This window comes from Bacillus sp. 491mf (assembly GCF_900112415.1).
Taxonomy (GTDB): Bacteria; Bacillota; Bacilli; order Bacillales; family Bacillaceae_G; genus Bacillus_A.
On record NZ_FOLV01000006.1, the window covers coordinates 38,938 to 65,411 of the forward strand.

27 protein-coding genes and 2 pseudogenes are annotated in these 26,474 nt (G+C 34.3%); 21 read left to right on the forward strand and 8 right to left on the reverse strand.

Features of this window, described 5'->3' with window-relative positions; translation table 11 throughout:
• Positions 1–217: 217 nt before the first annotated feature.
• Both BM211_RS08440 and BM211_RS26395 read right to left on the reverse strand, forming a co-directional pair.
• Positions 218–541, reverse strand: a complete 324-nt coding sequence (locus BM211_RS08440) for a hypothetical protein (RefSeq protein WP_090996558.1) — start codon at positions 539–541, stop codon at positions 218–220.
• A 5-nt stretch (positions 542–546) separates the two neighbouring features.
• Positions 547–699: a hypothetical protein gene (locus BM211_RS26395; protein WP_177206900.1), complete on the reverse strand. Its 153-nt coding sequence runs from the start codon at positions 697–699 to the stop codon at positions 547–549.
• A 155-nt stretch (positions 700–854) separates the two neighbouring features.
• On the opposite strand from BM211_RS26395, the gene BM211_RS26990 reads away from it, so the two are divergent.
• The 6 genes from BM211_RS26990 to BM211_RS08465 all read left to right on the forward strand — a co-directional run bounded on the left by BM211_RS26990 (position 855) and on the right by BM211_RS08465 (position 6,787).
• On the forward strand, positions 855–980 hold the full coding sequence (locus BM211_RS26990) for a hypothetical protein (RefSeq protein ID WP_256217049.1): 126 nt from the start codon (positions 855–857) through the stop codon (positions 978–980).
• A 257-nt stretch (positions 981–1,237) separates the two neighbouring features.
• A complete protein-coding gene (speD, locus tag BM211_RS08445) occupies positions 1,238–2,074 on the forward strand; it encodes an adenosylmethionine decarboxylase (RefSeq protein WP_090996344.1) in 837 nt (278 codons plus the stop codon).
• Between the two features lie 174 nt (positions 2,075–2,248).
• Positions 2,249–3,250 (forward strand): serine hydrolase domain-containing protein, encoded by a 1,002-nt coding sequence (locus tag BM211_RS08450; protein WP_090996347.1) that lies wholly within the window; start codon positions 2,249–2,251, stop codon positions 3,248–3,250.
• Positions 3,251–3,592: 342 nt separating this feature from the next.
• Entirely contained in the window at positions 3,593–4,795 is a 1,203-nt protein-coding gene (locus BM211_RS08455) for an L-lactate MFS transporter (RefSeq protein WP_090996350.1), read from the forward strand.
• Between the two features lie 295 nt (positions 4,796–5,090).
• The gene (locus BM211_RS08460) at positions 5,091–5,909 is read left to right on the forward strand and encodes a DUF2785 domain-containing protein (RefSeq protein ID WP_090996352.1); all 819 of its coding nucleotides are present in this window, start codon (positions 5,091–5,093) and stop codon (positions 5,907–5,909) included.
• Between the two features lie 77 nt (positions 5,910–5,986).
• Positions 5,987–6,787 (forward strand): hypothetical protein, encoded by an 801-nt coding sequence (locus BM211_RS08465; protein ID WP_090996355.1) that lies wholly within the window; start codon positions 5,987–5,989, stop codon positions 6,785–6,787.
• Positions 6,788–7,223: 436 nt separating this feature from the next.
• Here the strand turns inward: BM211_RS08465 and BM211_RS08470 are convergent, their stop codons facing one another.
• Both BM211_RS08470 and BM211_RS08475 read right to left on the reverse strand, forming a co-directional pair.
• Entirely contained in the window at positions 7,224–7,751 is a 528-nt protein-coding gene (locus tag BM211_RS08470; protein WP_090996357.1) for a hypothetical protein, read from the reverse strand.
• 101 nt (positions 7,752–7,852) lie between these two features.
• A complete protein-coding gene (locus tag BM211_RS08475; protein WP_090996360.1) occupies positions 7,853–8,290 on the reverse strand; it encodes a DUF5065 family protein in 438 nt (145 codons plus the stop codon).
• Positions 8,291–8,580: 290 nt separating this feature from the next.
• Between BM211_RS08475 and BM211_RS08480 the strand changes: the two genes are divergently transcribed.
• The 7 genes and pseudogenes from BM211_RS08480 to BM211_RS08510 all read left to right on the forward strand — a co-directional run.
• A complete protein-coding gene (locus tag BM211_RS08480; protein ID WP_090996363.1) occupies positions 8,581–9,468 on the forward strand; it encodes a YwqG family protein in 888 nt (295 codons plus the stop codon).
• Positions 9,356–9,634: a dihydrofolate reductase gene (locus BM211_RS27405; RefSeq protein ID WP_141771612.1), complete on the forward strand. Its 279-nt coding sequence runs from the start codon at positions 9,356–9,358 to the stop codon at positions 9,632–9,634. Before BM211_RS08480 ends, BM211_RS27405 begins: the two co-directional genes overlap by 113 nt.
• 27 nt (positions 9,635–9,661) lie before the next feature.
• Positions 9,662–10,306 (forward strand): hypothetical protein, encoded by a 645-nt coding sequence (locus BM211_RS08490; protein WP_090996370.1) that lies wholly within the window; start codon positions 9,662–9,664, stop codon positions 10,304–10,306.
• Between the two features lie 127 nt (positions 10,307–10,433).
• Positions 10,434–10,631 (forward strand): annotated as a pseudogene (locus BM211_RS27000) (recombinase family protein); the annotation flags it as partial.
• A gap of 99 nt (positions 10,632–10,730) precedes the next feature.
• Positions 10,731–11,390, forward strand: a complete 660-nt coding sequence (locus tag BM211_RS08500) for a protein kinase family protein (protein WP_141771613.1) — start codon at positions 10,731–10,733, stop codon at positions 11,388–11,390.
• Between the two features lie 137 nt (positions 11,391–11,527).
• A complete protein-coding gene (locus tag BM211_RS08505; protein ID WP_035431225.1) occupies positions 11,528–11,809 on the forward strand; it encodes an RICIN domain-containing protein in 282 nt (93 codons plus the stop codon).
• A gap of 126 nt (positions 11,810–11,935) precedes the next feature.
• Positions 11,936–12,190: pseudogene (locus BM211_RS08510) on the forward strand (transposase); the annotation flags it as partial.
• Between the two features lie 204 nt (positions 12,191–12,394).
• On the opposite strand, the gene BM211_RS08515 reads toward BM211_RS08510, so the two are convergent.
• Complete coding sequence (locus BM211_RS08515) at positions 12,395–13,165, reverse strand: alpha/beta fold hydrolase (protein ID WP_177206901.1); 771 nt, start codon at positions 13,163–13,165, stop codon at positions 12,395–12,397.
• Positions 13,166–13,316: 151 nt separating this feature from the next.
• Between BM211_RS08515 and BM211_RS08520 the strand changes: the two genes are divergently transcribed.
• The gene (locus tag BM211_RS08520; RefSeq protein ID WP_231559678.1) at positions 13,317–14,528 is read left to right on the forward strand and encodes a helix-turn-helix domain-containing protein; all 1,212 of its coding nucleotides are present in this window, start codon (positions 13,317–13,319) and stop codon (positions 14,526–14,528) included.
• A gap of 495 nt (positions 14,529–15,023) precedes the next feature.
• Here the strand turns inward: BM211_RS08520 and BM211_RS08525 are convergent, their stop codons facing one another.
• Positions 15,024–16,079: a hypothetical protein gene (locus tag BM211_RS08525; protein ID WP_256217050.1), complete on the reverse strand. Its 1,056-nt coding sequence runs from the start codon at positions 16,077–16,079 to the stop codon at positions 15,024–15,026.
• Positions 16,080–16,473: 394 nt separating this feature from the next.
• On the opposite strand from BM211_RS08525, the gene murQ reads away from it, so the two are divergent.
• The 3 genes from murQ (at position 16,474) to BM211_RS08540 (ending at position 19,786) form a co-directional block, all read left to right on the forward strand.
• Positions 16,474–17,361 (forward strand): N-acetylmuramic acid 6-phosphate etherase, encoded by an 888-nt coding sequence (gene murQ / locus BM211_RS08530; protein WP_035431233.1) that lies wholly within the window; start codon positions 16,474–16,476, stop codon positions 17,359–17,361.
• A gap of 19 nt (positions 17,362–17,380) precedes the next feature.
• Entirely contained in the window at positions 17,381–18,799 is a 1,419-nt protein-coding gene (locus BM211_RS08535; RefSeq protein ID WP_090996382.1) for a PTS transporter subunit EIIC, read from the forward strand.
• Between the two features lie 144 nt (positions 18,800–18,943).
• The gene (locus BM211_RS08540) at positions 18,944–19,786 is read left to right on the forward strand and encodes a CBF family alpha/beta fold macrolide esterase (RefSeq protein WP_090996385.1); all 843 of its coding nucleotides are present in this window, start codon (positions 18,944–18,946) and stop codon (positions 19,784–19,786) included.
• A gap of 102 nt (positions 19,787–19,888) precedes the next feature.
• Here BM211_RS08540 and BM211_RS08545 read toward each other — a convergent pair whose 3' ends face one another.
• Together BM211_RS08545 and BM211_RS08550 are read right to left on the reverse strand one after the other, a co-directional pair.
• Positions 19,889–20,458, reverse strand: a complete 570-nt coding sequence (locus BM211_RS08545; RefSeq protein ID WP_090996388.1) for a hypothetical protein — start codon at positions 20,456–20,458, stop codon at positions 19,889–19,891.
• A 185-nt stretch (positions 20,459–20,643) separates the two neighbouring features.
• Complete coding sequence (locus BM211_RS08550) at positions 20,644–22,023, reverse strand: aldehyde dehydrogenase (RefSeq protein ID WP_090996390.1); 1,380 nt, start codon at positions 22,021–22,023, stop codon at positions 20,644–20,646.
• A gap of 366 nt (positions 22,024–22,389) precedes the next feature.
• Here BM211_RS08550 and BM211_RS08555 point away from each other — a divergent pair, with 366 nt between their 5' ends.
• The 4 genes from BM211_RS08555 to nadD all read left to right on the forward strand — a co-directional run bounded on the left by BM211_RS08555 (position 22,390) and on the right by nadD (position 26,451).
• Positions 22,390–23,271, forward strand: a complete 882-nt coding sequence (locus BM211_RS08555) for a GNAT family N-acetyltransferase (RefSeq protein WP_035431245.1) — start codon at positions 22,390–22,392, stop codon at positions 23,269–23,271.
• 148 nt (positions 23,272–23,419) lie between these two features.
• Positions 23,420–24,196: an NUDIX domain-containing protein gene (locus BM211_RS08560; RefSeq protein ID WP_035431248.1), complete on the forward strand. Its 777-nt coding sequence runs from the start codon at positions 23,420–23,422 to the stop codon at positions 24,194–24,196.
• 88 nt (positions 24,197–24,284) lie between these two features.
• Complete coding sequence (locus BM211_RS08565) at positions 24,285–25,763, forward strand: nicotinate phosphoribosyltransferase (RefSeq protein WP_090996393.1); 1,479 nt, start codon at positions 24,285–24,287, stop codon at positions 25,761–25,763.
• Complete coding sequence (gene nadD, locus BM211_RS08570; RefSeq protein ID WP_090996396.1) at positions 25,750–26,451, forward strand: nicotinate (nicotinamide) nucleotide adenylyltransferase; 702 nt, start codon at positions 25,750–25,752, stop codon at positions 26,449–26,451. The genes BM211_RS08565 and nadD overlap by 14 nt, the downstream gene beginning before the upstream one ends.
• The last annotated feature ends 23 nt before the right edge of the window (positions 26,452–26,474 follow it).

Sequence of the window (26,474 nt, forward strand, 5' to 3'; positions counted from 1 at the left end):
AAAAACTATAGCTTAATTTTGTACCAGTTGACGTGGACGAAACTGAAAGAGGTAATTCTGCTGATGTAAAGAATCAATGGGGAACTTGACGCTTTATTTGGAGCTAGTGAGCTGAATTTTTATAATGCGTTATTATTGCTTCCAAAATTATGTTTATTGTAAGTCCGATATAACCTTAATACGGTTACAATCGGACTTTTTTACTTCAAATGAAACTTTATAAATTTGTATAACTCATCCATCCACTTTCAGATCGTTTAGCATTATATTTACCGTAAGACAGAAGCTTCATCGTCGAACGAATAGCTGCGTGAAAAACTAACATCAACTTCCATTCCTCTTCCATTTCGCTTGGGTAGGCAGTTGATTCGTACACATAATAAGCTGCCATAATACAGGGAGCTACTTGTTCTGGTTCAAATTCATAAGCAATCGCATCATCTGCTATGAAATCAATAAGACATCGATTTCCATTTAGCATTTCTTGTTGAAGGAGCTTTATTACCGATACCGGTAATAACTCTAATATTTTAGCCTTCAGAACAGTCATTTTTTTGCTCTTTCAGCACGAAGAATTGCAGCATTCGTTGGTGTATTTGGTACATAGTTCCCATGACTGTCAATGGTATGTGCTTCCTTATCATATTGTCCGTTAGCATTACGTTTCTTTATTGTGAACGGGTTTTGATTGTTTCCCATATTTATCACCTCCAATGAATAGTATGTGCGAATCAAAAAGTATTCTTTCTAAAAGAGATCTCGCAAAAAATGGAATAGAAATAACAATTTCTCCTGTATGAAATGGTTCCTTTCGTAAAAAATAGGTACAAACCTTAACAAAAGGAGGATCATTTATGACAAATAGAAATGATAATCGAGAACGTAAAAACAAATATCCTAACAGTTTAAAAAACGATACAGAGTTTTCAAAAGATGTAAATATTAGAAGCGAAGTAACGAAAAAAGATCTTAAAAAATAATGTATGAAAAAAGCTTGGATTAAATTGACTCCAAGCTTTTTTCAAATGATAGAAATCTAACCACATTTATCATGAAAATGAATGAATTTCACTTACCGTATTTTGGTAAAAATAAAATAACACCAAGCCATTACATTAAAAATGATTTATAAAAACCTAAGTAAACAACATATGCATGAAAAAATTATAGGATGGAACTCTATATCATAAAAGGTGCATAAATCCTAATTGGATATAAAATAGAGGGGGGATTCACCATGAAATTAACACCAGAGCAAAGAATTCAATTACATGGATTTAATAATCTTACAAAATCATTAAGTTTTAATATGTATGATATTTGCTACACAAAAACAAGAGAAGAACGAGAAGCTTATATAGAATACATAGATGAACAATATAATGCAGAGAGATTAACAAATATTTTGAAAAATGTATCTGATATTATAGGAGCACACGTATTAAACGTTGCCAAACAAGATTACGTCCCACAAGGAGCGAGCGTAACAATATTAGTTTCTGAAGGCCCGGTTGTAGAAGTTCCAACTGAATCATTTAACGAATCACCAGGTCCTCTTCCAGGTTCAGTCGTTATACAGTTAGATAAAAGCCATATAACAGTTCATACATATCCTGAATATCACCCAGATGAAGGAATCAGCACTTTTAGAGCAGATATTGATGTGTCTACATGCGGAGAAATTTCTCCGCTTAAAGCACTCAATTATTTAATTCATTCATTCGATACAGATATAATGACGATTGATTACCGAGTTCGTGGCTTTACAAGAGATATAACGGGTAACAAATTATTTATTGACCACGAAATAAATTCCATCCAAAATTACATCCCAGAGAATGTAAAAAAATTGTATGACATGATTGATGTTAATGTATATCAAGAACATATTTTTCACACAAAATGCAAACTAAAAGAATTTGACTTAAATAACTATTTGTTTGGATATACACAAGAAACATTGTCTGTTGACGAACAACAAGAAATTACAAAGAAATTAAAATTGGAAATGGACGAAATATTTTATGGGAAGAATATGAACAATGGCCCAATAGAAGAGAATTCAACTGAATAATACATCCAAAGTATCGCTGAAAAAGCAGGAAAACCTTCTCCTGCTTTTTTATTTTTTTAATGTGAAAATCATTCAGTATATAAGATCCGAACTCATAGTACTGAAGAAAGGTGTTTTTCATTTTTTGTCGAATTTGAAATTTGGTATAGATTCAATAAAGAAAGGAATAAAAAAATGAAAAAATACGAGCAAATAATTTCATGGGTAGAAAATATAAAAGAACGAAACCATAGCTCCGCAGCAGCACTTTATATTATGAAAGATAATAAAGTTGTATTAGAGCATTATAGCGGAACTCATTCTAATACCAAAAATAGTTTTCCTATTACAGCAACTTCACAGTTTAACGTTGCTTCTGCAAGAAAAAGTTATTTAGGACTTGCGATCGCCTATGCGCTTTATGAAGGGAAAATAAAAAGTTTAGACGATTATGCTGTAGATTACTTTAAAGAGTATGACAAAACTTTACTTGGTAAAACAAGCATCAGGCACTTAGTAACTCATTCGCACGGTCTTAATGTGAGTGACAGAAAAATCATGTACCGAGAATTTGAATCTGGAGAAGGATGGGCTTACAGAGGTATCAATGTCGAAATGATGACGCAGCTAATTTATAAGCTATATAATAAAAGTTTTCCAGAATTACTGAAAGAACGAGTCTTTATACCCGCAGGTTTTACAGAAACGGCTTGGCAAATAACAGATCATGACAACTTAGTAAAAGTAGTCATAAATCCCGAAGAAGAAGCTGGAAGTAAGTTAGGTAAATCAGATGACGGGACAGAATCGAATCTTTTTGTCTCTGCTAGAGAATTTGCTTATTGGGGAGATCTTCATCTAAATAAGGGCTATTTGAATGGAAAACAAATTGTACCAGAAGAAGTTATTGAAATTGCAACACAATTGCATTCTCCTCATTTTAAAAATACAAATTTACCACAAAATGGATTATTTTGGTTTGTTCAAAATACACCAGCACTCCAAAATGAAATAGGTGAAAGAGTTCCAAAAGGATCTTATCAAATATTAGGCGTGACAGGGCCAACAATTTTGGTTATTCCTAAATATAATGTCGTTGTCGCAAAGATGTATAACAAGAGGTATAACTATGGAGGAACCAATTATCTTCAATATTTAAGAGACTTTAGCAATTTAGTGGCTGATACATTTGCTTAATCAGCAGCCTATCATTTAAAGGAATACGCATAATTAAGTGGGGACCTGAAAAAACGCTGGTTGATTTGCAACCATTTATCTGAAGTCTTAAAAAATCAGATTGTTTCATACGGTATGTACATAAAGTATTGAAGATACAGTTTTACCACCAAAAAATAAAATATATTGAAACAATAAAAAGACACTTCATCGATAAGTGTTTTTTTATTGTTTCAAATGATAGCTTTGATGGTAATACTCTGCATTTATTTTCATTTCAATATTCGCATCTCACAAAGCATTGTGGACATAATAAGCATTGTAAGACAATTATTGAAATAGGAAAAGAAAGGGAAGGGCGTAATGAAACATTCATCTGGTAATCCATGGCTCGTAATTCTCGGTACAATCATTGTCCAAATGGGCCTTGGAACAATTTATACATGGAGCTTATTCAATCAGCCTTTAGTGAGTAAATACGCCTGGAATCTTAACGCTGTCGCGATAACCTTCTCAATCACTAGCTTTTTTTTAGCGTTTTCAACTTTATTTGCGAGTAAATTACAAGAGAAATGGGGACTTCGTAAACTCATTATTATATCTGGTTTATCCCTAGGGATTGGCTTAATGCTTAGCTCGCAAGTGTCCTCATTACCAATGCTTTATGTGCTAGCAGGTGTTGTTGTAGGTTACGCAGATGGTACAGCATATATCACTACACTCTCCAATTTAATAAAGTGGTTTCCAAAGCGAAAAGGTTTGATTTCTGGTATTTCTGTCTCAGCATACGGAACGGGCAGTTTAATTTTTAAATTCATTAATGGAAAGCTAATCGATTCAGTTGGTGTATCACAAGCGTTTTTGTACTGGGGCTTAATTGTAGCAATTATGATAGTTATAGGCGCGTATTTTATCCATCAAGCCGCTGAACAAGATATAGTTCAGGAAACAAAGAGTCATGACTATACAACAAGAGAAATGCTTCGCACAAAAGAAGTGTATCTATTATTTATCATGTTATTCACATCATGTATGAGTGGACTATACTTAATTAGCATGGTAAAGGATATTGGTGTTCAACTCGTAGGACTTAGTGCAGCAACAGCAGCCAATGCAGTCTCTATGATTGCTATCTTTAATACTGTTGGTCGAATTATATTAGGGTCGTTGTCAGATAAAATCAGCCGTTTGAAAATTGTGTCGGCAACTTTTGTCGTTATAGCTATATCTGTTTTTACTCTTAGTTTTGTGGACTTAAATTATGGGATTTATTTCGCCTGTGTAGCAAGCGTTGCTTTTTGCTTTGGCGGAAATATCACTATTTTCCCAGCCATTGTTGGTGATTTCTTCGGTCTAAAAAATCATAGTAAAAACTACGGTATCGTCTACCAAGGCTTTGGTTTAGGAGCACTCACAGGTGCCTTTATCGGTGCAATATTAGGTGGATTTAAACCAACCTTTATTGTAATTGGTGCACTGTGTGTTGTTTCATTTTTTATCGCTATTTTTATTGATCCACCTAATCAGCAAAGAGAAAAACAAAATAATTATCGCAGAGCAGCCTGATTGTGTAAGGGACTTATTTCAAGTTTTAAAACGAAGAGAATCCTCTAGCATATAGAGTCGATTCTTTTCGTTTTTTATGAAGGACTCGTTTATTTCTGAAAAAAAATATAATTTGCAATATCTAGAAAAATTACAAAATGATCAAATTTAATTTTAGAGGTACAGTTATATGCAAATAGTTGATACAATTCGTATATAATAAGGGGTAAATATAAAAAGAGGATGGTATATCAAGATAAATATAAGGTAGTATATAAGCGAGATAGAAAAATTTAAAAAGGGGATAGAAAGTGCAATGATGGATGAACAAGAATTGAAAGAAGAACTGAAACAAATCAAAAATAACAATTTCGCTGTACCAGAAGATGTGGACGCATATCCATATGCACAATGGATGATGGATTATATCGGTTCAACTGATGCAGAGTTTCGTGATGAATTGATTTACAGTACGCTTGAGCGATGGATTACTGATGAAGTATTTAGAGAAAAAGAATTACGCGGCCTACTCTTGCAGGCGCTAAGTCCTGATTATTTGTTTTATAAAATCGGTGAAAAAGGAACAGACTCCGTTTTTAAACGGGCTTTCTCAGTTCTAATCCCACCGCTTATTTTATCTGTTCATGAAAAAGAACCGTTCTTATCTGAAGAACAACTCTACAGCGTAGCAGAACAAGTTCTTGAATATGTATATCTTGAACAAGATGTAAGGGGCTTTGTAGATGGAAAAGGCTGGGCTCATTCTACTGCACATGCCGCAGATGCGCTAGACGCTTTAGCTCGTACGATACGAAATCGCGAATTTTCACATGGAATCCTAACTGTTATTTTTCATAAGGTTCGTCTGCATGATTACGTATACATAAACTTTGAAGATGAGAGATTAGTGACAGCAGTAACGTCTATATGGAACCAAAATCTCCTAACTCAAGAAGAATGGAACAATTGGCTTCATAGCCTTACAAAAATTGAAGAAGCGTCAACTTCTCGAAATGATATTTTAGTACAAAACATTAGAAACTTCTTAAGAAGCTTGTATTTCCGAGCTTTAGAACAAGAAGAAAACTCTGCGTTTACGGTTGCTATACTAGAGACTTTAAAAAAAATGTCATAGGTTTTGTTTTGAAGTCACTTTATAATTAAATTCATAATGTTATTTTTTACAAAATTAATAAACTCGAGGTAAAAGAAATGAAAAAACTTTCAGCATTCATGTGTGTTTCCCTACTCTTACTAGGAGCATGTGACAAAAAAGAATCTATTGTATCTAAGGATCAAACAGAAAAACAACACGATAAGAAACAAGAGTCTCATGCACCGAAACAAAAAGATGTATTTGCAGCGACTCAAACGGCTTTAAAAGCAAAAACAAAAATAAATATTTTCTTACCAACAGAAATCCCTTTGTCTAATGAAAAAAAGGCTTTATCTGCACACACAGAAGGGCAAGATAAAAATTACACTGTTACATTTTTTGAAAGCAACAGTCCAATCCCTGTCGACTCCGCTGCACTTTCGGATTCTAATCAAGCTAAGCAAATTGCAAAACTATCTGTCAAACAGTATGAGACAAAGGAAGAAGCCGGTAAAAGTTTATGTTCAACATTTGTATTAAATCCTGATTACGAAAAAGATGTTCCAAGCAAAGATGATCCTACTGCAATAGATGTAGGAAATGGGATTAAAGGTTTTACTGAAGGAGCAGCAGGAACAATGTATTTGAATTTTGTTAAGGATCATTGGGCAATTTTTGTGAAAAGTCCATCGACAAATAAAGATGAAAATATACCTATAGCAAAATCTATTGTGAAACAAATGGAAAAAACAAAATTACCAACTCCAAACTCTTACGCAGTTGTTGAGGTGGATAACAGACACAAACAAAACCGTGTATATTGGCAAAATGGAAATACTTTATATGGAATAGAGACAAGCGGTTCTATCGAAGATGCGATAACTATTGCCGCTCATTTTGAGTCTACGTCAAAGTGATTAAAAAAAGTATTTGCTTAATGAAGTAGATAAAAGAAACTAAAGAACTTATTGTCCACTTATCAATTTAGTAAATATTTTCCCGTGATGAAAAATAACCGATAAAAAGAAATACAAATTGTTACTCGAAAAGGAGTCTTGATTATCAAGACTCTTTTTTGAGTATTTAGCATAGCAGTGTAAATAAAATAATCTCCATGTAGGCTTAGTTCCAGATTTGAGTAGAAATGAAGGTTTATGTTACATGTAGTATTTAAAAATAATAAAGTGAAACTTCCATCAGTGGGGGTTTTCTTCATCCCCCACTGATGGTTAGTTGAACCAATCGGGGTCTTACTGCCCGTTAGTGCGGGATAAATGTGTTTATTGTAAATAAACTAAAGCTTTTGACCCGAAATTACATGTATCTCAGTCGAACCCCAGTTCATGCATTCATCTATGATTTTTGTTTATATGATAAAAAAAATTTACCACTAAAATCTTCACCAGTTACTTTTACTTGATACACATCATCTTGAGGGATTTGAATGTCTTTTTCTTTCTGTTCATGATTTAACTGTAAAACAATATTCTCATGAGAATCGATAATGTATGCTGTTATAATGCCTCTCTGGGTTTCTTCATTTAGGGAGAACGACCAATTTGCATCTTTCTTTACTTTCATAAATTGGCCTATTTCACCTATGAAGCCTTCGCATCGTCTAATTCCTAAGCTATTCTCTTCCGTTTTAATTTTACCTCTTTCTATTGTTCCTGTTCTATAAAATCCCCTCTTTTCTTGTTCCAGTGCCATTTCGTCTGCTCTTTTACCTAATTCCATTAATTTTTTACCTTCAGGCGAATTTAAAGATGGATCATCGATTGCAGCACCAGTACTCTCTATTTCTTTAGAACTCTCTGTGTTATGGCTACAAGACACACAAAAAAGGGTGAAAGTAATAAATGTAATTACACTTTTTTTCATTTGAACCCCCATTTCTTTGTTGTTTTCTCTATAGACTTGCTATTTGAAGTAGGGCGCTATATACCTTGCTATTAAAACGGCTTTCATTTCCAAACCGTACTTTATTCTTCCATCCAACTGCTTTTCTTTAATTCAATTGGTTCAGTATAAAAAACGCCTGTTTTTCCATCAGAATGTTTTGTTTCCACTTTTAGACGATACATACCAGGGGATACAATTTGTCCACCCCAACCGGTCCAAATATCAAAATCTTCATCTGTGTTGGCAGGTAATTCTGAATGGAATCCATCTGCATCATAATATTCCCATTTATCTTTGACTAATTTTTCAATGCTCACTTGATACCATACGCTATATGGATTATCATTTGTAGCTTTGAATAAAAAACTTTGCCCTTGATAATATGAATTTGCTGTAGAAACAACAGTGAAATTATCTTGTGTAGCTGCTGAAGCTTGTTTTGTTAGCATAGTCATTTCTATAGCTGTAAAACTTCCGAATGTTAATGCTCCAATAAATACTAATTTACCTAATTTCATTTTGTATTGCCCTCCACTATAAAATGATTTTTCGAATACTTGTTAAGTATAAAATAATTAAACGGTAAATAGTTCCAATTATTGTGTTGTTTTGTTTTTTTGTCCAGAAAAAGTAAGATTTATTTTTATTACAGTAATACAAAAAAACCATAATGGATTTCTTTTTACATTTTCATTGGGTTTATTGGGGTGAATTTTATCACGTATCTGATGGTGTATAGTGTCGTATGAAATGGTAGAATATGTTGTAGATGCACTTATTTAGATGAGAGAATAGGGAGAGGATTAGCGTGCAATTACAGGAGCAGAGTCGAATTAAGCTGAAGCAGCAATTGAAGGATAATGGTTTTGAACATGCGATAAACTATTTGATGGAGACATCGCGGCACGGGGTGCGTTGTGCAAAAGTGGGCGAGACAGATTACACAAAGACGGGGTGTTCGCGTGTTGGTGGCGATCCAGATCTGCCTCCACAATTTGCATGGCCGCTTACAACAGATGGGACACCAATGACCTTCTTAGTTCAATTGAATATGTGTGATGTGGCGAAGAACGATGCTAACGCATTATTGCCAAAGACAGGGATGTTGTCTTTTTTTCTTGGAATCGATGAGCCAGCTTACAATATTGAACATCGAGTTATATGGTTTGATGAAACAGAGGTACTATCTGTTGTCCGTCGTGAACTGCCAAGTGAGACTGCGTTGGAAACTACTTATGTTGGCTATGAATTGAAAGCGCGTCCATCACTGGAGCCGCCAGGTTTCGCCTACATTGATAATGAGCAGATAGAGAGTGATAAAGTTACCTTAGATGATTATGATGATTTGCTTTATGAAATTCGAGACGAAGAAGATGACGATATTATTCAACTGTTTGGTTATCCGATAGGACAGCATGATGACTCGGAATACGAAGCAGCTTTGATGTTGCTGACTGGTGAAGAATACGAGTATAATACGGATAAAACATTGGAGAAGCTCGCGACACATTTCGGTGGTGATAAGGAAAAGGCGAAGCAGGAAGTCGCGGATATGCAGATGTTGTTGGAGCTGGAAACTGATGATGACGTTGGCTTCTGCTGGTGGGACGCAGGGGTACTGCACTTCTTTATTCGTAAGGAAGATTTGGTTGCTAGACGATTTGACCGTACCTATTGTTCTCTTTATTCCAGTTAAATCAAATAATAGGAATACCCATAATTTCCTACGGAAACTTCCAAATGACTGGGCGTATTTAAGACGAGTTACTAGGGGACATTCTATAATTCTAGGAAAAAAGAATTATGGGTCGATAGGAAAACCTTTAGATGGATGTAAAAGGCTAATTGAAACGTGGGTTTGAGGCGATAGCAGCAGAATGGAGGATATTATGATAAAAAGCGATAGAGATGGTGAAGCCTACTGGAGTGAAACCGTTGATTTAGGCGTTTTAGGTAAATTCAATAGCATTTTTATAAATTTAGATGGATGCGATATAACAGGGGCGACGGATGATATGTCCCCAGAAGAGAAGATAGAAAAGGCTACAAAATATTATGGTAATAGATTCAAGGAGTTAGAAGCAAATGTGGGTTTTATAAATGAGCAATTTCTAATGTGGATTATATCGCACTTATGTGATATAGAATATCCATTTTGGGAATTCGGTGATGAAGATGAGGGTAGTGAAGATTATCCAGATTATATAGTTAAAGAAGAAATAAAAAAATTCGAAGATGAAAATGGACAATTGCAACATGATCCATATAGTCCAAGTCCGATTTATAAAGAAATTCAGGAATATAATGCATATAATAATGAAGATCATTTATCAAGCTATGAAATTATAACGAAATATCTACCGGTTCTTGATTTCAAAAAACTTGTAGATACAATTAAAGCTAATAGCATAGATACATATGAAGATAACATAAACTTTCAAGTGAGTAGCGAGGTTTGTGGTGGAATGTTACTTTGTGCTACTTACGGAACAATCTATGCTAATAATGAGCTAGAAGTTACGCATAATTGTTAATACAAAAGTGACTGGTGGGGGGATCGCTACACATCCATCAACTTAAAGTATACCTTTACAGATACATAGAAAACTATAAAAAACCACGTCTGTAAATATCGATTTCTCACTTTACAGAAATCTGTTTGAAGGAATTGCTTTTGCCAGAAAATAAGGTAAACATTTAGGACGTCCTCCTGTCGAAATAACAGAAAAATTTATTGAGGCTTATAAGAAATGGAAATCTGGTTCAATTACAGCAGTAGGAGCTATGAAAAAGTATGACATCAAACGATCTTCATTTTATAAACTTGCCAAACAGTATGAGGAAAGAATGAAAGAATAGAGAGACAAAATTTTAATTTGTTAAGATAGTAATTGAGGTAGCACCAACATTCGTTAAAATGTGGGTGGGACCCCTTTTAGAAAAACCGGAGTGGAAATGATGAGTATAAATAGTTTTGTGGGATTGATAAAGGACGAATTATTAAAAGAGGTAAGCATAAGAAGTGAGGATGAATTCGAGCCTGTAGTAGTTAAAAATATTCCTAGACTTTGGAAGTGTTTAGGGACAGGTAATTATGCCGCAGTATTTATGAACAAAGAATACAATGATTGGGTAGTGAAAGTTTACGCGCGAGAAGGAGAAGGAATTGAAAAAGAGTCAGAAGTATACCGAAGAATCGGAAATCATCCTTCTTATTCGAAGCTTATATATAAAGGGAAAAATTTCATAGTATTGAAACGTTTAAAAGAAATTACCTTATACGATGCTATTCATAAGGGGATTAAAATTCCTAAGCAGGTAATCCTTGATATCAATGAAGCTTTAGAGTATGCAAGGGAACAAGGATTAACTCCTTGTGATGTTCACGGGAAAAATGTGATGATGGAAAACGGAAGAGGATATGTAGTCGATGTATCTGATTTCTTAAAAACAAAAGAAGATAGTAAGTGGAGAGACCTAGAAAAGGCATATTTTACATTTTACTTGCCTTTCATTTATAAATTGCCTTTCCCTGTTAAAATACCGTATTTCATGTTAAACATTGTTAGACGTTCATATAGAAAATATAAGAAGCTTAAAAAGAAATTCAAATTGTAAAAGGACTACATACTTATCTTTAGGTTAGATAAGTGAACCACTAGTAAACAAACTACGAAAAAGTCTATAATACAGGTTTTGTTATATTGAGGATTTCAGACCTTTTGCTTATTAACGGATGCAGGATTAACCCTATGATGGCTCTTATTGTCAGTGTAAAATTGTTTGAGTTTAAAACAATTAGGAAGCAGAACATAAACAAGCTTAAATCTCTTATTGACTCTTATGATGAAGGTTTAGATTCACAAGGTTGGATACTTGAACATGCTGAAGATGAATACTATTATGTGAAAAATGAACAATTCTCCGATTATGTGTTAGATGTTTCCGAAAGCTCATATGATAATAGAACGAATGTAACTGCATACCCGAAAACCGGTAATGATAATCAAAAATGGCCGCTAATAGTGAGATCATAATGCCAAATGCTATGTAAATTTCAAACTTATTCTATAGGTTAGAGAAAACATGATGAAGATAAAATAGGTATTATAAAATAGCAAGAAGGAATCTATTTCAGGTCCCTTTTTGCTATTTATGACGTAGTAGAAAAATCCCTTCAAAAAGGTGTAAATGAATTTTTACATATTCATTTAGAACCCGATACACAAAATGACCGAACCTATAGTTCCACTTGTTTGCAAACGGTACAAAGAGATGATTTATGTATACGTGATTTAGGTTACTTCGACCTGAAAGATCTACATCAAATGGATGTGAGAGGATCCTTTTACATCTCTCGCTTAAAATTAAACACTCGGATTTATCGGAAGAATCCTGAAGCCGAATATTTTAAAAATAGGAAAAAAATATCCTAGAATTACCCTTGGGATGAAAAACTACTTTTCTCCGCTAACCAATTACTATTTTAGAAAGAAAAAGTATCGTTTCTTATATTAAATGTGTCGTTATTGTACAGGTGATACGTTTAATATAAGAGGATATCTAACATGAATTTAAACTTAAATTATTAATGCCCGTAATAATGATTCAACAACATAAAATTACAGAGTAGAGCGTTTATTGTTATTTTTCACTATATCTAATATATCCCTTATTACCTCAACAACAACTTGAGGTTTATCAATATGTATTGCGTGTCCAGCATCTTCAACAATAATATGTTTTTTATTAGTTGACAAGTTAGCAAGCTCTCTCTGGAATTTCATCCAAGTAGCCATAGATTCTGCCGTATGAAAAGGTTGCAGACCTCCTGTTACAACAATGAGTGGAATATTTCCAAGTGATTTAGAAGTACGAACTTGTTCTAAACTTTCTTCCACCTCATTAAGAGAACCTTCCAAAGTAAATTGATTATAATAAGCCTCCTGAACCCCTTTTGTAAATAAAGAGGGCAATATTCTGTTTTGATCCTCATGAGTTGAGTCTAAGAGAACTACTCCTACTACTTCCTCTGGATAAGTGCTTGCAAATAATCTTGTATTTAATCCTCCAAATGAGTGCCCAACTAATACATATGGAGGTTTTATACCTGCTTTATTAAGTAAGATACGTAGATTTTCGACACTTTGTTGACTATGGCGAGGGGTTTCATTCATTCCACTTTTGCCAATACCGGCTCTATCATAAATAAACATTTTTGAGAACTTTGAAATGTCATCTTTAATAGGATTCCAGCTTTCTAAAGTGGCTCCATATCCAGTATCAAAAACTAGGGTTGGACCTTCATTATTTCCCCCTAACAATTCATAGTATAATTCAATACCACCTATATCTAATTTTTGTCCTGTTTCATTCGCAATAAATTCGCTCATATCCAATTCTCCCTTTTTCTTTTTATCCATTGAAAATTCCGATTTAACAAGTTCAATTTAATTGAACTTATCGTAACATGTACTGATTTTCTTTTCAAGCTAAGGTTTAATATAATTGAACTAGTAAATTGAATTACAAAGGATGTTGAATATGAATGAGTTAGGAAAACGAATAAATAAATTAAGAATAGAAAGAGGTATGACACTTGTAGAGTTAGCTGGTAATAAAATGTCAAAAGGGATGTTAAGCATGATTGAAAATGGGCACTCGAACCCTTCGATGGATAGTTTAAAATTTATCGCGCACCAGTTGGGCTGCGATCCCCAATATTTGTTAGGAAGCCCTACATCCGATGGGCTAAAGGACTTATTTAATAAGGTAGAAGAAGCGTTTGAAAAAAATAATGATGAACAGATAATTAATTTGACACAAGACATGTTGGACCAACAGTTTCCCATTTCATTTGAATCTGCTAGGATATTAGAAATTTCTGGAAGGGTAATTGTGAAATCCGAGAAAAAACGTGGAGAAATGTTGATAGAACAAGCAATAGCGATCTATGAACGGTTATCTCTCTATAGTCACTGTGTAGCTGCTAAAGTGCATATAGTGGAATACCATGCAAAAGAGGAGAATTATTATAATGCCCTAATAATGTTGCGAAATATAAGAAAAGAGTATCATGAAAAAGCAACAGTGATCGATATGGTCGTTGAAATAGAAGCAAATTACGTTGAAATGGTTTTACTCTTTGGGATAGGTGACTATAAAGCAGGAAAGAGTAAGCTTAATCAATTAATTGAACTATCCAAGAGGAAAATGATCTTTTATAAGATGGATAATATTTTTCGAATTGCAGCGTTCCAAGCCCTTATTCATAACAATGAAAATGATTATGCTTATTTTATCAAGAAGTCAGAACAGTTTGCTATTTTTAGTGAAAATGATGAGTCTCTAGGTTTTACACTGTTACTTCAAGCACATTACCATAATCAAACATCAAAGAATTATGAACAGGCCCTTTATTACTTAGATAGGTTTGCTACCCTAGTAAAGGGGAATATCGGAAGTGACTATTATTATCTTGAAAAAGGGAAAGCATTATTAGGAAAAGGGTATGTAAAAGAAGCTCTTGAAGCATTTGAGCAATTCAAGCTGCCAAATACGATTATTTACCCACTTGAATTATGTATTCTCTACACTGCAGATGCATATAGGGCAAATTGTCTTTTGCAACTTGGAAGAGTAGAGGAAGCACTTATCTATGCTCAGAGAGCAGCTAGTAAAATAGATTCGCTACCCAAAACGCCTTATCAAGCTTTTATAAGTAGCACCTTAGAGTTAGTGAATAAAAACTTATAATAGTATTTCCGAAAAAATGAACAATTTATAGGAAATAAAGAAGAGAATTCCAATTTAAGAAAAGCGACTACCGCAAAAAGAAAAAAATGAGCTGAACTCTCATAAGTGTCTCAAAATTTTAGCTTGATGGGCATGTGGTGGGACCTAACATAGCAAGAATAAAAAAGTATCCTTACACTATAAAGGATACTTTTTCTATATTTATACATTTGAACGAAAAATCGTACAGATGTATAAAAAATCGACACTTCAGATTAGCTTGTAATGAATTTTAACGTCCATAATAATACAGTTGGTATCAGAATGTTCAAATCATCTTATAGAGCCGATATAAGCAGTCAAATGAAATAAATGTATTGTTATGACCTAGTTTTACACGTATCTCGATTGAATCACAAAATAGTAATTATTCTAGGATTAGTTATAATCTAAACTTATTCTTTGGTATTATCTATATTAACGCTCCATGGAGTCTTGGTAGAAAAACGATGAGTACTAAAGTTTACCACAATGCTTACATCGACCGCGTCTTCTTAAATAATAGGCCAGAATTGCGATCCCTAGTGATATTCCCCAAGGCAGCCAGGATAAAAAGGGAACAAGTTTTCCCCAATTTTCGATAGTGATTGTACCATTAACCATCATATATATGATTGAGGGACTAAGCTTCAGACCTGTTATTGTGATTATAGCCGAAACCAACGTGGCAGGAGCTACTACAATCCAGATTGGAATTTGTTTACCTGCTAGAAATAAACACCAACGTGGAAAAATTTCTCCCCATCTCTGAATAAGCCCTAGGGTTAGGATTCCACCGCCAATACATAACCCTCCTAAGATGGCTTCAGTTATTACAATGTCTTCATTCCCAACTATTGCTATGTTATTTGTCCCCAATGGAATACCTAGGGCCCATGCCCAGCGGACGATACCATATGGAAACGCCAAAATGACCGCTAGGTAGGTAAACCACTTTCCCCACTGAGGAGCAGCAGATTTTGCTGATGATCCTTCAGAAACGTCCTTCCTGCCGCAGTTGACACAAGCATTCCGTGTGAGACGAAAGTACGCTAAAGCAGAAGCACCCCATATGAAGCCGCCCACTATACAAAAGACTTGATTAGCAACTCTCCAGTCAATCAGATCGAAATGAAGCAAAAATAAATAAGCAAAGTTCTGCACAATTCGAGCATCGGGAACTATCAATACAAGCGTAACACTCTTTATCCATGCAAAAGAGAGCAATATCACACTAGGAATTCGGCGTCCCCATGTACTTATCATCGCAAAAGCTACCACTGTTCCCACTAATCCAGCAGTGGCAATGACTGTTCCTCCGACCTCTACATTAAGATCTGATAAAAACGAGCCCATCATTTTTCCACGTAAATCGCTTTTACCAAAAGGAAATCTAGTTCCTCCAAATAACCAATACAGCCCGAGTAACCCGTATAGTAGAGACCATATAGCTGCAGCATACCCGGTCCATTGCGGCCAGCGTGACAGCCAAGAAAAATGTGCTGAATGATTGATATTTATTTTCGGTTCCATTTCACCCTCCTTAAAGCTACTTTCTTATTAAAATACGAATACTCCAAGATGGAATAATCCTTTTAATTGGTTCACCTCCCATAAAGTTCTTTGTCGATTTTACCATTTTTTTCTTGTCCAAGTAATCTCTCGTTAAATTAAAAAATTATTTTTCGGTTCCGGCATAGCAGGGACTCATATCCCATTTTCCTTTATTACATCAAGGTGCTTCATTAGTACACCGGATCTAATAACATCAAGATTATTTACAATTTGCGAGAAATAACAATTTAAGACTCTTTTTTAAGCGTTTGGCATAGCAATATAAAATAAATAGTATTCATGGAGAAGATGAAACATCATCGAGTGCATGAATACTATTTGATATATTTCAAAATAAATGAGGGTGATGAATATGCTAGAACATTTAATAACTGAAACACGCAATAAAAAAACAATGAATTTAGACGAAATGTCAACAATTGAACTTTTAACAATCATGAATGAAGAAGATGCAAAAGTCGCAGAAGCAGTGAAACAAGAACTTCCACAAATCACTAAGGCAGTGAAAGCGATTGTTACAGCAAAAAGAAAAGGCGGCCGCTTCATATATATAGGAGCTGGAACGAGCGGACGTATTGGTTTGTTAGATGCGGTTGAATGTCCTCCAACATTCGGAACAGATTCAGAAGAAGTAATCGGATTAATCGCTGGCGGTGAAAAAGCCTTCATGAAAGCAGTAGAAGGTGCAGAAGACAGTAGAGAATTAGGTATTCAAGACTTAAAAAATATTAATTTAACAAACAAAGATATTGTAGTAGGAATTGCAGCGAGTGGTCGAACTCCATACGTTATTGGTGGATTAGAATATGCCAATTCAATTGGGACACAAACAGTCGCAATATGTTGTAACAAAGGCTCGGCAGTAGGAAAAGTTGCAACCATTGCCATTGAAGTAGTAAACGGACCAGAAATATTAACTGGTTCCACCCGTTTAAAAGCAGGCACATCACAAAAATTAATTTGTAATATGCTTTCAACAGCTTCTATGGTAGGAATCGGGAAAGTGTATGGGAATTTAATGGTTGATGTTCAATTAACAAATGAAAAGTTAGTTGAGCGCGCAAAGCTTATCGTGATGGAAGCAACATCTTGCGATTATGAAACAGCTGAAACCTACTTAGTAAAAGCAGATCATAAGCCTAAAATTGCAATTGTAATGATTTTAACAGGAATTTCGAAAGAAGAAACAATACAGAAATTAGCAGAAACGCAAGGATTTGTTAGACAAGCAATAAAATAACCGAAAAGAGGGAGACATGATGAATAAATATCATAGCATGGCATCTCAAATTTTGGATGCGGTTGGCGGTAATGACAATGTTTCAGCATATACAAACTGTATGACACGTCTTCGTGTTACACCTGTAGATCGTAATTTAATTAATGGCGAAGTATTAAAAAAGATTGATGGGGTTCTTGGTACTGTTGATGATGAAACATACCAAATTATTCTTGGACCAGGTGTTGTAACAAAAGTAGCAGAACAATTCGGTATTTTATTAGCAGAGAGAAAAGGTGGTTCTTCAAAAGCTTCTTCTGCAGAAGAACTACAAGCAAAAGGTGCAGAAATTAAGGCAGAATTAAAGAAAAAGAATCATACACCTTTTAAAAAATTTTTAAGAAAAGTTGGAAGCATTTTCATTCCTCTTATACCAGCATTCGTTGGAGTGGGGTTAATTGCTGGTATTGCTTCTATCCTATTAAATAATATTACTGCTGGAAATTTAGACAAAGAAACTTGGGGACAATACGTAACAGTTTTAAATGTGATTAAAAATGCACTATTTAGTTATTTAGTAATTTATGTCGGCATTAATGCGGCAAAAGAATTCGATGCAACGCCAGCACTTGGTGGAGTAATCGGTGGTATTACCCTTTTAACTGGCATGACGTCAGAACATCCAATTCTTAATATCTTTACTGGTCAGCCGTTATCACCAGGACAAGGTGGAGTTATTGGTGTATTATTAGCTGTTTGGATCTTAGCATTTGTAGAAAAGAAATTACGTAAAGTGATTCCCGATGCAATTGATATGATTGTGACACCTACAATTTCATTATTAATAGTAGGGCTTGTAACAATTTTCTTACTCATGCCATTAGCAGGTTTCGTTTCAGATAACTTAATTGGTGCTATCAATTGGGTATTATTACGCGGTGGTGCATTTGCTGGATTTGTACTTGGCGCAATATTCTTACCACTTGTTATGTTAGGATTACATCAAATATTAATACCAATTCATATTGAAATGATTAATTCAACAGGTATGACACAATTACTTCCTATTCTTTCGATGGCAGGGGCTGGGCAAGTTGGAGCAGCAATCGCATTATGGATTCGCTGTCGTAAAAATAAATCTTTAACAAATGTAATCAAAGGTGCACTCCCAGTAGGAATTCTTGGCATTGGGGAACCATTAATTTACGGTGTCACATTACCATTAGGCCATCCTTTTATCACCGCATGTATCGGTGGAGGTATTGGAGGAGCAGTCATCGGATTACTTAGTAACGTTGGTACAATTACGATCGGACCATCTGGTCTAGCATTAATTCCTTTGATTGCTGGTGGAGTATGGTGGAAATACGTCATTGGATTATTTGCAGGATACGTCGGTGGGTTTATCGTAACCTATTTCTTCGGTGTACCAAAGGAAGCGATGATGGAACAAGAATAATATATCTTAAAAAGAAGACAAAACAAGCGGTTCAGAGTCTTCATGATTAATAAAATTTGAGAAATATTTAAAAGCTAACATACATGACCTAATACATCCTGATATCTTATAATAGTAGGTAATTAATGTTAAAGGAGGGGGAACATGGTTGAACGAATACTGAAAATAAATAAAGTAGAGATTTGTACAGAAAGTTTTGGAAATCCTAAGGACCCTGTTGTACTTTTAATCATGGGAGCTATGTCTTCATTAGATTGGTGGGATAAGGACTTCTGTCTCCGCCTCGCTGATCAAGGAAGATTTGTCATTCGATACGATCATCGTGATCTCGGGAGATCGACTACTTATGAACCTGGTACTTCCAACTACACAATATTAGACATGGCTACTGATGCAGTTGGAGTTCTGGATGCTTATTCCATAAAGCGAGCTCATGTCGTTGGAATGTCTTTAGGTGGTTTGATTGGTCAAATTCTTGCCTTGAGATATCCGAATCGTATATTTACGCTTACTTTAATTGCATCAAGTGTGTTCGGGACTGAGATGGAAAAACTTCCTCCGATGGATGAGAATATCCTAAATTACCATGCAAAGAGTACTTCAGTAGATTGGTCAAATCAAGAAGCGGCTGTTTCCTATATTGCGGGTGTATGGAAAACTTTAGCCGGTTCCAAACCTTATGAGAGGGAAAGAATATATAAACTGGCGAAAAGAGAAGTGATCCGCGCTAAACAACTTCCAAGTAGATTTAATCATGCCATGCTGCAAGGTGGAGGTGATTATTACGATAGGATGAGAGAAATCAGCATACCGGTACTCATTATTCACGGAACAGAAGATCCAGCTCTGCCATACGAGCATGGACTTGCTCTTGCGAAAGCCATTCCCCATGCTGAATTAGTGACTCTTGAAGGATCAGGGCATGAGATTCATAGTGAAGATTGGGAACAAATGATAGAATCAATTGTAAAATTTGGTTCCCAATGAAAAGATGTAGTTAATAATTTTAATGGCTCTCAATGAATCTTGAGGAAATGGTTTAAATATATAAGCCGACCATCACAATATTAAGGAGGTCGGCTTTACTCGTTATCTACTTATTCCTATCAGTTTATAACATTTCTTAAAGAATACCCGGCTCAATTCTACCCATATCCAGCTGTACACAAAAGAAAAAATATAAATATATCCTATGATTTTTAATGAAATTGATGTACTGACGACTGGACCTAAAACAGGGAAATGGAGAATATAGAGAAGGAAACAGATTCCACCTAGCAATAAGAATGATGTAAAAACGATAATGTTGATTCGTCTTTTTAAACTAAAAAGAGATAATCCAATTCCTAAACCTACTATTCCTGTTGTGAACGGAAAAACAAAAGATTCACCGGGTTGGATCAGAACCAGTAAAAGAAAGGTTAAAACATAACTTTGAATTCCAAAGGGAATCGATACAATAGTACAAATTAAAATAGGAGCAGTAGCAAAAGGACTAATGAGATATCCGATCCCTGGAAGAAGGTTTCCGGTTGACTGCAGGATCGCTGCAAGTGCGGAAAAAATGGCAGTGAGCACGAGTTTTTTAGAATAAGAAAATGTTTTAAAATAATCGTGAAGTTTATATGACTCTTGTGACAAAACGCTAAGCCAATACATAGCATTCTCCTTTTTCGTTTGTACTTAGATAAGAAGTTACAGATTATCTTAAAATAGGGATACCGTCTGAATAAGAATCTGGCGATGTATTATATTTCTTTCTCAATATGCCATAAAGTCATTTTTTTAGAGATTGGCTTTTTCCCTGTAACCGGACTCCCTAAAATCCAAAAATCAACAATCTATTACTTAAAAATCTTTCGCAAAATTTTAATTTTATTCCTGTACGGTGGAAATACCAATCCAAAGTCTACCCTTGAGCTTTTCTTTAAAATGCTTTTATGATGTGTAAAAGTATCAAAACTATGTTTGCCATGATAGGCACCGAACCCTGCACTTCCTACTCCACCAAAAGGCAAATGGAGATTAGCCATGTGTGACATTGTATCATTGACGCATCCTCCTCCAAAAGAAACTCGTCCTAATACTTGTCTTTCAACATTTTTACTTTCAGTAAACACATATAAAGCTAACGGTTTGGGATAGTTGTTAATCATGTGAATGACCCCATCTAAATTACTGTACTCCATAATTGGTAAAATTGGTCCGAAAATTTCTTCTTTCATAGCTGCATCATCCCATGATTCTACTTCAAGAAGTGTTGGTTCAATATATAAATGACCTCTAGATGAATTCCCACCAAATAGTATATGATTTTGGTCTTGTTCTAATATAGAAAGAAGTCTATCAAACTGTCTCTCATTGACAATTCGACCATAATCATTGCTTTTTGATACATCTGATCCATAAAAACTTGTGATAACTTCTTTCATTTTTGAAACCAGTTTTCCCTTGATAGATTTGTGTGCAATAACGTAATCAGGCGCTATACAAGATTGCCCGGCATTTATGAATTTTCCCCAGATAATACGTTTGGCTGCTATATCAAGGTTAGCTGTTTCATCGACAATAGCTGGCCCTTTTCCACCAAGCTCTAATGTTACTGGTACAAGGTTTTTCGCCGCAGCTTCCATGACAATTTTTCCAACTGGAACGCTACCAGTAAAAAAGATATGGTCAAATGGTGCATGAATCAATAAAGAAGTTATTTCTCTATCTCCTTCAATTACACGAATATATTGCTTATCAAACGTTTCACTTATTATTTTGTTCATTACAGCTGAAACATTGGGTGCATTTTCTGAAGGCTTAAGAACTACACAATTTCCTGCCGCAATTGCCCCAATTAGAGGTTCAATTAATGATTGAAATGGATAATTAAAAGGTCCAACAATGAGCACTGTACCATATGGTTCTTTTATTATGTAGCTTTTGGAAGGTGCAAAATGAATAGGTGTTTTTACTTTTTGAGGCTTCATCCATTTTTTTAGATATTTCATTATAAAGTTAATACTGTTATATGCGAAACCAATTTCTGCAGCATATGATTCAAACTCACTTTTGTGTAAATCTTGATATAATGCGCTCAGCACTTGATTTTCATATTTTTGAATAGAGTTTTTTAGTTTTTTTAGTTGTTCAAGACGGAAGTGAAGACTTCTTGTATGATCATTATGGAAAAATTGTCTATGTTCTTGAATTATTTGTTGTATATTATCAACCATTATGGAATCCCTCCAATAAAAAGAAAATATTTACATACTATGTACATCAATTGAGATAGTACTCATTAATTCATCTTAGACCATGCGATCTACCAAAGTTATGTATTCCCTATAAAAAAGAAGCTTTAAAACATGCAATAAATTTCTAATAATACGTATTGAAATTATATTCTTAAAAAGCAGTTAATATACAAGGAGTGTGATGCTTATAAAACGAAATTTAAATTTACTGGTGTCAGTTATGTAAGTGGGAAATTGATAATGATTGCTGAAAAGGAGCGTTTACAATTACATGGAATATTTATCCCTTTAAGTATTAATTTCCTTGCTATAATAAAGATAACAAAATAAAGGGAGAACGATTAAATGAGTCAACTATATTTTATAAAAGATTATAAGCATAATGAAGCTCTTAGAAAAAGTTATTGTGAACTTACTAATAATATATTCGGTATAAGCTTTGAGGAGTATTATCTAAAAGGATTCTGGAATAATCGATATATTCCTTTTTCTTATGTTCATGAAGACACAGTAATAGCTAATGTTTCAGTTAACGTTCTTGACTTAGTGATAGATGGTAAAAACAAGAAGGCCATACAAATTGGCACCGTTATGACACATCCAAATTATCGAAATCAAGGGCTTTCGGCTGCTTTAATGAATAAAGTTTTAGAAGAATACGATGGAACCTATGATTTTATATATCTATTCGCAAATAAAAATGTCTTAGATTTTTATCCGAAATTTGGTTTCAAAGCAGTTAATGAATATGAATTTTCAATGGATTTCTCTTTAAAAGAGAGTTTAAATACAAATATTCATAAATTAGATATAACTAACATAAAAGATAGACATTTCATATATGAATTTGCAACCAAAAGAGTTCCTGTTTCTCAAATATTTAGCACAAAAAATGCACAACACATATTTATGTTTTACTGTCTACATGTTTTTCCTCATGATATTTACTATCTTGAACCTGAAGATGTGATTGTTATATTTAAAAGAGAACTAGAACAAATTCATATTTTTGATATTGTTAGTAAAAGAGGACTTGAAATTCAGCACATTTTAACAAAAATTGCTGATCATTCTACGAAAAAAATAGTATTTCATTACACCCCAGACTATGAAAATATTCAAATAGAAAGTAGTATCTTTAATGGAAGTGAAGTATTATTTGTAAAATCCGCTAGTAATGAGGACTTTCCTATACATATAAAGCATCCAATCACGTCTCAAGCATAGAGTTGTAACTGAACAGAATTTTTTTAAAGTTTTTATGGACAATTAAAAATAATTCGTGCATAATTGTAATTAATAATTAACGTATTGTTAATTATTAAGAAGAAAGAAATACGTAAAGAGAAATACTAACCGTTTAGGAGGGGGACAAATGTCAAACCAAGAAGCTCTAAAACAATATGATGTAAAAAAATATCACACACCTGATGGATATACATCAGATATTGCAGTATTTACTATTGTTACTGAAGAAAAAGAAGAACATAAACCTCCTGTTATGGCTCTGAAATTAATGCTGATAAAACGGGCATTAACAAATGCAGAAGGAAAACCTAATATTGAAGCAGGGAAATGGGCGTTACCTGGCGGCTTTGTACAGGAGGATGAAACAGCGTTTGAAGCAGCAAAGCGAGAGTTAGAGGAAGAAACAGGTGTAGAAGGTATACATATTAAGCATTATGGTGTATATGATAAACCTGGCCGTGATCCACGTGGTTGGATTATTTCTAACGCCCATTATGCGATTGTACCAGAGTATTATTTAGAAAAACGTCAAGCAAATGACGATGCTGCAGAAGTTACATTATTTTCAATTGATGAAGTCTTGAAATTAGATTTAGCTTTTGATCATTATCAGATCATAAGTGAAGCAATCAAAGTCATTACAATTGATTTACTTCAAACAACTGTCGCAAAAAACTTCTTACCAAAGAGTTTCACATATTCTGAGTTACAAGCCGTATTGTTAACTGTTACTGAGGATCCAGCAATTAAGAGTGGACAGGCATTCGCGAGAAAAATAAAAACGTTGCCGTTTATTCAAGAAATTACGGGTCAAACGACTCAACGAACATCGAAAAAGTCCGCACAATTATATCGTTTTGTAGAGATGGACATAGTACAACCAATATACACGGCTAGATATTAATTTTTTTAAAATAAATATTTAACAATTTGTTAATTGTTAAATATTATCGAGAATAAAATATATGTTTACATACCGGGAGGAATTTATAATGAATCATACATATACAGATGATAGCTTAGCACTACATACTGATCTTTATCAAATAAATATGGCGGAAACGTACTGGGAAGATAAAATGCATAATTGTAAAGCTGTATTTGAGGTATTCTTTCGAAAACTTCCATTCGGAAATGGGTACGCTGTCTTCGCTGGTTTAGAAAGAATCATACATTACTTAAAAAATTTCCGATTTACTGAAAGTGATATTGCATATCTTCGCGATGAATTAGGGTATCAAGAGGATTTTTTGAAGTTTTTAAAAGGGATAAAGTTTACCGGAACTGTCCGCTCAATGAAAGAAGGAGAATTAGTTTTTGGGAATGAACCAATACTTCGAATAGAGGCACCTTTAGTAGAAGCCCAACTCATTGAAACAGCTATTCTAAACATTGTAAATTACCAAACATTGATTGCAACGAAAGCTTCGCGGATGAAACAAGTAGTAGGAGAACAAACTGCAATGGAATTTGGAACTCGCCGGGCTCATGAAATGGATGCAGCGATTTGGGGTACAAGAGCTGCATATATCGGTGGTTTTGAAGCTACATCTAATGTACGTGCTGGGAAATTGTTTGGAATTCCCGTAGTTGGTACACATGCACATGCAATGGTTCAAGCATACCGCGATGAATACACAGCTTTTCATAAATACGCTCGTAGACATAAGGATTGCGTATTTTTAGTAGACACTTATGATACATTAAAATCAGGGGTACCAAATGCTATTAAAGTTGCCAAAGAACTCGGCGATCAAATTAACTTTAAGGGAATTCGATTAGATAGTGGAGATTTAGCTTATTTATCTAAAGAAGCAAGAAAAATGTTAGATGCTGCCGGATATACAGAAACAAAAATTATTGCATCTAATGATTTAGACGAAAAAACGATCACTCATTTAAAATCACAAGGAGCGAAAATTGATATTTGGGGAATTGGAACAAAATTAATTACAGCATTTGATTCTCCTGCACTTGGGGCCGTTTACAAACTTGTTTCCATCGAAGATAAGAACGGTGAAATGGTGGATACAATTAAAATCAGTTCCAATCCAGAAAAAGTAACTACTCCGGGTCTTAAGAAAGTGTACCGTATTATTAATACGATAAACAAAAAATCAGAAGGAGATTACATCGCGTTAGAGACAGAAAAACCAGCTGAAAAAGATCGATTAAAAATGTTTCATCCAACGCATACATTCATTAGTAAATTTGTAACTAACTTTGAGGCTAAAGAGCTGCATCACGATATTTTCTTAGAGGGTGAATGTGTATATCAATCTCCATCACTGCAGGAAATCCAGCAATTCACAAAAGAAAACTTAGATTTACTTTGGGATGAATATAAACGTGGATTAAATCCAGAAGAATATCCTATGGACCTTAGTCAAAAGTGTTGGGACAACAAAATGAAGAATATTGAGGAAGTAAAACAAAAAGTTGCGGAGATGATTGAAAATGAAAATAAATGAAATCGAATCAACGAAAAGTATGGAGTATCTTCAAAAATTGAATCCAGAAAAAGATATTAGTGAGCTGTTTAAAAAAGGGCGACGAATTGGGATATACGGTTCATCATTTGATCCCATTACAAATGTTCATTTGTGGACTGCTTCAACTGTAGCGCATCGTAAAAAACTAGATTACATTATCTTTTTACCTTCTACAAACATGCGCATTGATAAGAAAATAAAGACGACCGGGGATCATCGTACTAAGATGATTAGTTTAGCCATACAAGATAACCCGAAGTTCATTCTGGACACTCATGAATTAAACGTATTACCAGGCGAACATTATACATACTATACAATGAAGCATTTTAGGACTATATTTAAAGAAGCGGAATTATTCTTTATCATGGGTGCAGACCTTTTAGTAGATATCGCTGATGGAAAATGGAAGATGGATAAAGAATTGATTAGTGAAAATAATTTTATCGTTATGGCTCGCAATGGTATCGATATGCTCCAAACGATTAGTCGATCTGCTCTCCTTCGTAATTATGACGATGGTAGGTTTCAATTAATCGATAAAGGATTAGCTATGGAAATTAGCTCTACATATATACGCGAAGAATTTTCTAAGGGCGGTGAACCGCGTTACCTACTTCCGGATAGCTGCTACTATTACATTAAAGAACAAGGTTTGTATCAATAATAGAGATTACATATCATATAAAA